A 6,637-nucleotide genomic window follows, 5' to 3' on the forward strand; every position below is an offset into this window, starting at 1 on the left:
TATTTAGAATAAGTAAGGACTTTCTTTTTTGGCCAGAGATAATAACATCTCTTTTAGAACGGTTTGAGCTGCCCATACGCGATTTCCAGCTTGCTGAATGACGATGGAATGATTTGAATCCAATACCGCATCTTCCACGACTACATTTCTGCGTACAGGTAAACAATGCATGAATTTGGCATCATTTGTTAATTTCATTTTATCCATTGTGACCATCCAGGCTGGATCTGAGTTTAGGATTTTACCATACTCTTGGTAAGATGACCAGTTTTTGGCATAGATAAAATCAGCTCCTTCAAAGGCTTCTTTCGGGTCGTAACAAATTTGAGCATTTCCGCTAAATTCTGGAGCCAATTCATATCCTTTGGGATGAGCAATGGTAAAGTCAACTTCCGAGTGATTCATCCATTCGGCAAATGAATTAGGCACGCATTGAGGGAGAGCTTTTACATGTGGAGCCCAGGTTAGAACCACTTTTGGTCGGGCCGTTTTCTTATATTCTTGTATGGTGATTAAATCGGTTAAGGACTGCAATGGGTGTCTGGTTGCCGATTCTAGACTTAAAATGGGTCTGCCGGTATATTTCATGAATTGATTTAATACCAATTCTGAATAATCGTCTTCCCGATTCACTAAACTTGGGAAACTACGTAGCCCAACAATATCACAATACTGTCCAATTACAGCGGCAGCTTCAGAAACGTGCTCTGCTTTGTCGCTATTCATAATGACACCTTCATTCATTTCTAATTGCCAAGAATCAGCACCTACGTTCATAACCATGACGTTCATTCCCAAATTTTGAGCGGCTTTTTGGGTAGATAATCGCGTGCGCAAACTGGAATTAAAGAACAGCAAACCTATGGTTTTATTTTTACCAATGAAGCAATCGGAATAGGGAGCTCTTTTCATTAAAAGGGCTTCATTGACCAATTGAGGAATGTTGTAAGCGTCATGTATGGAAGTGAAATGATGCATATGATTGGGTCCTTAGGGACTTTAGGCATTTATAATTCAGTAAAATTACCGAAAATTGCTCGAAAGGAAATAAAAACCCAGAATTATGTTCTGGATGATTGTATTTGGCGTTTCCAAGTAAACACTTCCATCCCTTGTGGTTGTTGAAGAGTTTTTTGTCCAGTTTGGATAAACCCATTCTTACTTAAGACTGCTTGGGATGACATATTTTCCAAGGGAGTTTCAGCTACTAGGTAGTGTAAATCTTTATCTTGACTAGCCCATTCTATGAGATATTGCAGAGCTTCGCTGGCGTAGCCATTTCCTCTGTATTTTTTATCAAGGCAATAACCCACTTCGGTAAAACCTTGGTCATTGGGCATGCCTGCAAGTCCAATTCCCCCTATAGAGCAGGACTTTTCTGTTAAAATAATTTCCCAATTTGTGTACCAAATAAAATCGAAAGGAAATTTTTTAGTCATAGGAAGCCAATAGTCGCGTAAAGCCATTTGTGTTTCTTCCTGAAAAAATGATTCTATTTCCCAGGTATTATGTTGTAAACCTATTTGAATTTCTAGGGCATTGCGTCCATGCTCTGCCCAAGTCGTCAATAATGAATGGTCCAGCGGAATTAATTGTAAACGTGGTGTTTTGATGACAATCATGTTTTATTGACGTTTTGCATCTTTGAAATTGACCTACAAATTATGACTATTGGTCGCAAAAAAGAAATTACTCAAAGGAATTACCTCAGTTTTGCATTCGATTTTAATAGTTTAAAATCAATTAGCCAATTTAAAAAAACTATGAGAAAATTATTCGCACTTATTGCCTTAGTAGTATGCGCTATGCAGGTTAACGCTCAGGTTCCAGGTGGAGCAGGTGCACCCGCACGAAGAGAAGCAGCAGCTCCTGTAGCAGCAGCACCGAAAGGTTCAGCCAAAATTGTTGGTTATGCCTTAGATTCCACAGACAATAAGCCTGTTGAATTTGCTTCGGTAGCTTTAATTAACAAATCGACTAATCGTCCTGTGGATGGTACGGTAGCTGACCAAGTGGGAAAGTTTACCATGTCCAAAGTAGCTGTAGGTAGTTACAAAATTGTTATCTCTTTCTTGGGGTATGAAAGTAAAACTATTTTCATTGATGTAACAGATAAAAAAGATAATCACGATTTAGGGGTTATTAAAATGCAATCATCGACTAAGATGTTACAAGAGGTAACTGTTGAAGGTCAAAGAGCCATGATTGAAGAACGAGTTGACCGTACTGTGTATAATGCAGAACGTGATCAAACGAATCGTGGTGGTGACGCAACAGATGTATTAAAAAAGGTGCCTATGTTATCAGTTGATTTAGACGGTAATCCTTCGCTCCGTGGTTCTACAAATATTAAAGTGTTGATTAACAACAAGCCATCTTCCATCATGGCATCCAATGTGGCTGATGCCTTGAAGCAAATTCCAGCTGACATGATTAAAACAGTAGAGGTGATTACTTCTCCATCGGCGAAATATGACGCAGAGGGTTCAGCAGGTATCATTAACATTGTTACTAAAAAGAATACATTACAAGGTTTGACTTTAGGTTTTGATTCAAGTGTGGGTGTTCGAGGATCCAATTTATCATTGAATGGTAATTTCCGTAATAAGACTTGGGGAATGTCATTAGGTGGCTTTGGTCGTTCTCAATACAATGTAACTGGTAAGTATGAAAATACGCAAACTACGAGAAGTCAAGGTGTGGAAACAATTAACCTTCAAACTGCAGAAAGTAGAACAAATAACTTGTTTGGTAATTATCAAATAGGTTTTGATTGGGACATTAATAAGCATAATTCCATTACTGCATCATCTAGATTTGGGGTAAGAAATGGAAATAACTACCAAGATAACTTACAACAGATTCGTAATGGCTTAGTTACAAGCTTAAGAAATACGAACTCTTCTGATGTTTCAGGCAACGTGGATTTGAATATTGATTATTCACATACCTACGATACCCCTCAAAAAGAGTTCAGTATTTTGTCGATGTACAGCCGCAGTAATCGCACGAGTGATTTCTACAATGATATCATGAATCCGAATGCAACGATGAGTCAAATCTTGAGTTCAATTAAAAATGAGAACTTGGCATATAATGAAGAGGCTACATTCCAATTGGATTATCAAACGCCAATCTTGAAAAACCAGATGCTTGAGTTTGGAGGAAAGGGTATTTTGAGAAATGCGTCATCCGATTACAAATCATTTATTAATCCTACAGGAAATAATGCAGCGGGTTACAATCAAGTTAATTTAGCTTCATTACCTACCAACGTATTTGATTACAATCAAAATATTTGGGGAACGTATGCTTCTTATACCTTAACCACTAAAAACAAATGGAGCGTAAAAGCGGGTGCTCGTTATGAGCATACGGATATTACCGCTAGTTTCTTGAAGAAAGAAGGGCAAAATTTGACCATTCCTCCATATGGAGTAATCGTTCCAAGTTTCAACATGTCAAAAACGTTTAAATCAGGAACATGGAGATTCAGTTATAACAAGCGTATTCAACGTCCATCGGTTCAATTCTTGAATCCTAACGTGAATTCGACAAATCCATTGAATATCTCTACAGGTAATCCCAATTTAGCTCCTGAGTACACGAATAACTTTGAGATTGGATACAGCAAGTACATTAAATCGTTCTATATTTCTTCTGCTGTGTTTGTTAGAAACACAACAGGTGCAATTAACCAGATTCGTGAGGTTATCGGAGATACGGTGAAGACACGTTCGGTAAATATTGGAAATGAGGATGCTTATGGTATGAACTTGAATATCAATGCCAACTTGACGAATCGTTTGATGATTGGTGGTGGAGCTGATTTCTCATATTTGAAATTGGCTAATAATGTACCAGATCCTTTGTTGAACGCAAAAAATGAAGGCTTGGTTTCCAACTTCCGTATTTTTGGTAACTATAACTTAGGCGGAGGCTGGGGAGCTCAATTGTTCTCTTTCTACCGTGCTAATGAAATTCAGTTGCAAGGAAAGCGTGGAGGATTCGGAATCTACAGTTTAAGTTTCAAAAAGGATTTCAAGAACAAGAAAGGAAGTGTTGGCTTTGGAGCGGAAAACTTCTTCACTTCGGCTATGATTATTCGTAGTGAGACAGTAACTCCTGTAATTACTCAGGTAGGTTATAACACAATGCGTAATATGAACTTTAAGATTAATTTCTCTTACCGAATTGGTAAAATGAGTTTCGCAGGAACGAAGAGAAAGAAATCGGTTAACAATGATGATCAGAAAGATGGAGGGGGAGATGCTACACCACAACCAGTTCAAGCTCAGCCTATGGGAATGCCAGGTGGCGGTGGAAGAATGGGTGGCGGCGGAGGCGGCGGCGGAATGGGTGGCGGTGGCCCGAGATAGATTTTGTTTTAAAGTAGTTTAGTGCTTAAAGCTGGGAACCAATGGTTTCCAGCTTTTTTTGCCCCCGAAAATAAGACAATTTATCGGAATGGGCTATTTGTTTCTTTCGATGGTATATCCCAGCAAATCATGGAGCGAGTTACGATACGTAGACTCTGGGAACTTATTGAGGATTTCTCGGGCCTCTTGTGCAAATTCATGCATACGTTGGGTAGCATATTCTAAGCCGCCTGTATTTTTGACAAATTCAATGACTTCACGTACACTTTGAGGATTTTCAGAATCATGTTTAATCAAATGAATGATTCTTTTTTTAGTACTAGAACTGGTATGCTGTAATGAATATATCAAAGGTAAAGTCATTTTTTTCTCTTTGATATCAATGCCTAAGGGCTTTCCAATTTCGGCATCACCATAATCAAAAAGGTCATCTTTGATCTGAAAGGCCACACCTACACGATCACCAAACTCTCGTGCAATTTGTACGTATTCTTCGCTGGCTCCAACGGATTGAACACCTACGGCGCAACAAGCTGAAATGAGTGTAGCTGTTTTTTTACGGATAATATCAAAATAGATGTCTTCTGTGATATCCAGTTTACGGGCTTTTTCTATCTGGAGTAATTCTCCTTCTGACATTTCACGAACAGCCGTTGAAACGGATTTAAGTAAATCAAAATCGTCGTTTTCAATGGAAAGTAGAAGTCCTTTGGATAATAAATAATCACCGACTAAAACGGCAATTTTATTTTTCCAGATGGCATTGATGGAGAAGAAACCCCGACGGTAATTGGAGTCGTCGACTACGTCATCATGAACAAGGGTTGCTGTATGTAATAATTCAATCAGTGCTGCGCCGCGATGTGTTTTTTCGTTAATTTCACCCATAACGCCAGCAGAAAGAAACACGAACATAGGCCGCATTTGTTTTCCTTTACGTTGAATGATGTAATTCATAATGGTATCCAATAGCATTACTTTGGACCGCATGAATTGGCGAAACTTGCCTTCGAAAGCTTTCATCGGTTCCGCAATGGGTACTTGAATGGATGAAAGCGAATAGGACATAATGTAGATAGTAGAAGCTTTGGGCTTTTTAATTTTGTAAATTTAAGACAATTTGGGACAATTAGTCCTTTCAATATTCAAATTTATGAGTAAGATATTGGCATTATCTGGAGGCTCGGTAAAGGGAGCTTTTCAAGCAGGAGTCATTCGAGCATTATTTGAACGAGGTTATGAACCTGATATGATTTATGGGATTTCTGCAGGGAGTTTAAATTCAGCTTATTTAGTGAATCAGCTGGGCCGTCAAAAGTTGAATGGCGAGCCCTTGAATTTTCGACAAGCTGGACAAGATTTGTGGGATTTTTGGGAAACAAGAATCACTCATCCTGAATGTCTATCAAAACCACTTAGTTTATGGGAGTTGGGCTGGACTGCATTGACTAAGAATTTTAGAGGTTTAGTTAGTACTAAGCCATTGCGCGATTTGGTAGAAGGTGTGTTGGACTTACGGAATTTGCAAGCTAGTCCGGTAGAGTTGCGCATTGGGGCCGTTAATATCATTGATGGAGGAATTCATTACGTAGATCCCAGCTATGACCATTTTTATGATTATTTATTAGCATCATCTGCTGTACCTATATTGATGCCTGTAGTTCAAATCAATCAGGAAAAGCGACGCAGCTTTTTGGATGGAGGTTTACGGGATGTAGCACCCTTACAAAAAGCGATTAAAGATGGAGGAAAACATATCGTTTGTATCAGTTGTCATACCCAAACCATAGAAGGCGGTATATTCGAAACGGGAGATTTGTTGGCCCTGGTAGACCGTGTCATGGATATAGCAGTCAATGAAATTTTGAATGCAGATTTAAAGGAAGCTCTGTTGGTGCAAAATCAACGCAGCGATTTATCAATCAATTCCATTCGTCCTATTCAACCAATTTCAATTGATATACGGAATTTCAATAAAATGGATATTCGTCGTATGTTAGAAATTGGCTATGCTATGGGAAAAGCAGAGGAGTATTTTTAGTGGTGATGGTTCAATGCCACCATCGTGTATAAAAAAAGCTAACCATGGAGGTTAGCTTTTTTTATTTAAGGTGTCTCGTCCTGAAATAAGTTGACACCAAGGAAAAAACAGCCTATTTAAGTCTAATAACCGACACTTTTTCTAGAAAAATCATGGGCTATCATCTTCATGAAACACTGCATACAGATGGGGTTGAAATGGCGTTAAAAGATGCTCT

At 38.6% G+C, this 6,637-nt stretch carries 5 protein-coding genes; 2 read left to right on the forward strand and 3 right to left on the reverse strand.

The annotated features are described in order from the left end of the window. Positions 1-3: 3 nt before the first annotated feature. The gene (locus G9H60_RS06685; protein WP_223143294.1) at positions 4-978 is read right to left on the reverse strand and encodes a Rossmann-fold NAD(P)-binding domain-containing protein; all 975 of its coding nucleotides are present in this window, start codon (positions 976-978) and stop codon (positions 4-6) included. An 83-nt stretch (positions 979-1,061) separates the two neighbouring features. Further along, positions 1,062-1,622 carry a GNAT family N-acetyltransferase gene (locus G9H60_RS06690; protein ID WP_223143295.1) on the reverse strand — a complete coding sequence of 187 codons (561 nt, stop codon included), beginning with the start codon at positions 1,620-1,622 and terminating at the stop codon, positions 1,062-1,064. A gap of 141 nt (positions 1,623-1,763) precedes the next feature. On the opposite strand from G9H60_RS06690, the gene G9H60_RS06695 reads away from it, so the two are divergent. Continuing rightward, on the forward strand, positions 1,764-4,379 hold the full coding sequence (locus tag G9H60_RS06695) for a TonB-dependent receptor domain-containing protein (protein WP_223143296.1): 2,616 nt from the start codon (positions 1,764-1,766) through the stop codon (positions 4,377-4,379). A 93-nt stretch (positions 4,380-4,472) separates the two neighbouring features. Here G9H60_RS06695 and G9H60_RS06700 read toward each other — a convergent pair whose 3' ends face one another. Further along, complete coding sequence (locus G9H60_RS06700; RefSeq protein ID WP_223143297.1) at positions 4,473-5,447, reverse strand: polyprenyl synthetase family protein; 975 nt, start codon at positions 5,445-5,447, stop codon at positions 4,473-4,475. Between the two features lie 85 nt (positions 5,448-5,532). Between G9H60_RS06700 and G9H60_RS06705 the strand changes: the two genes are divergently transcribed. Then, a complete protein-coding gene (locus G9H60_RS06705; protein WP_223143298.1) occupies positions 5,533-6,420 on the forward strand; it encodes a patatin-like phospholipase family protein in 888 nt (295 codons plus the stop codon). Positions 6,421-6,637 lie beyond the last annotated feature (217 nt).

This window comes from Aquirufa aurantiipilula (assembly GCF_019923745.1).
GTDB lineage: Bacteria > Bacteroidota > Bacteroidia > Cytophagales > Spirosomataceae > Aquirufa > Aquirufa aurantiipilula.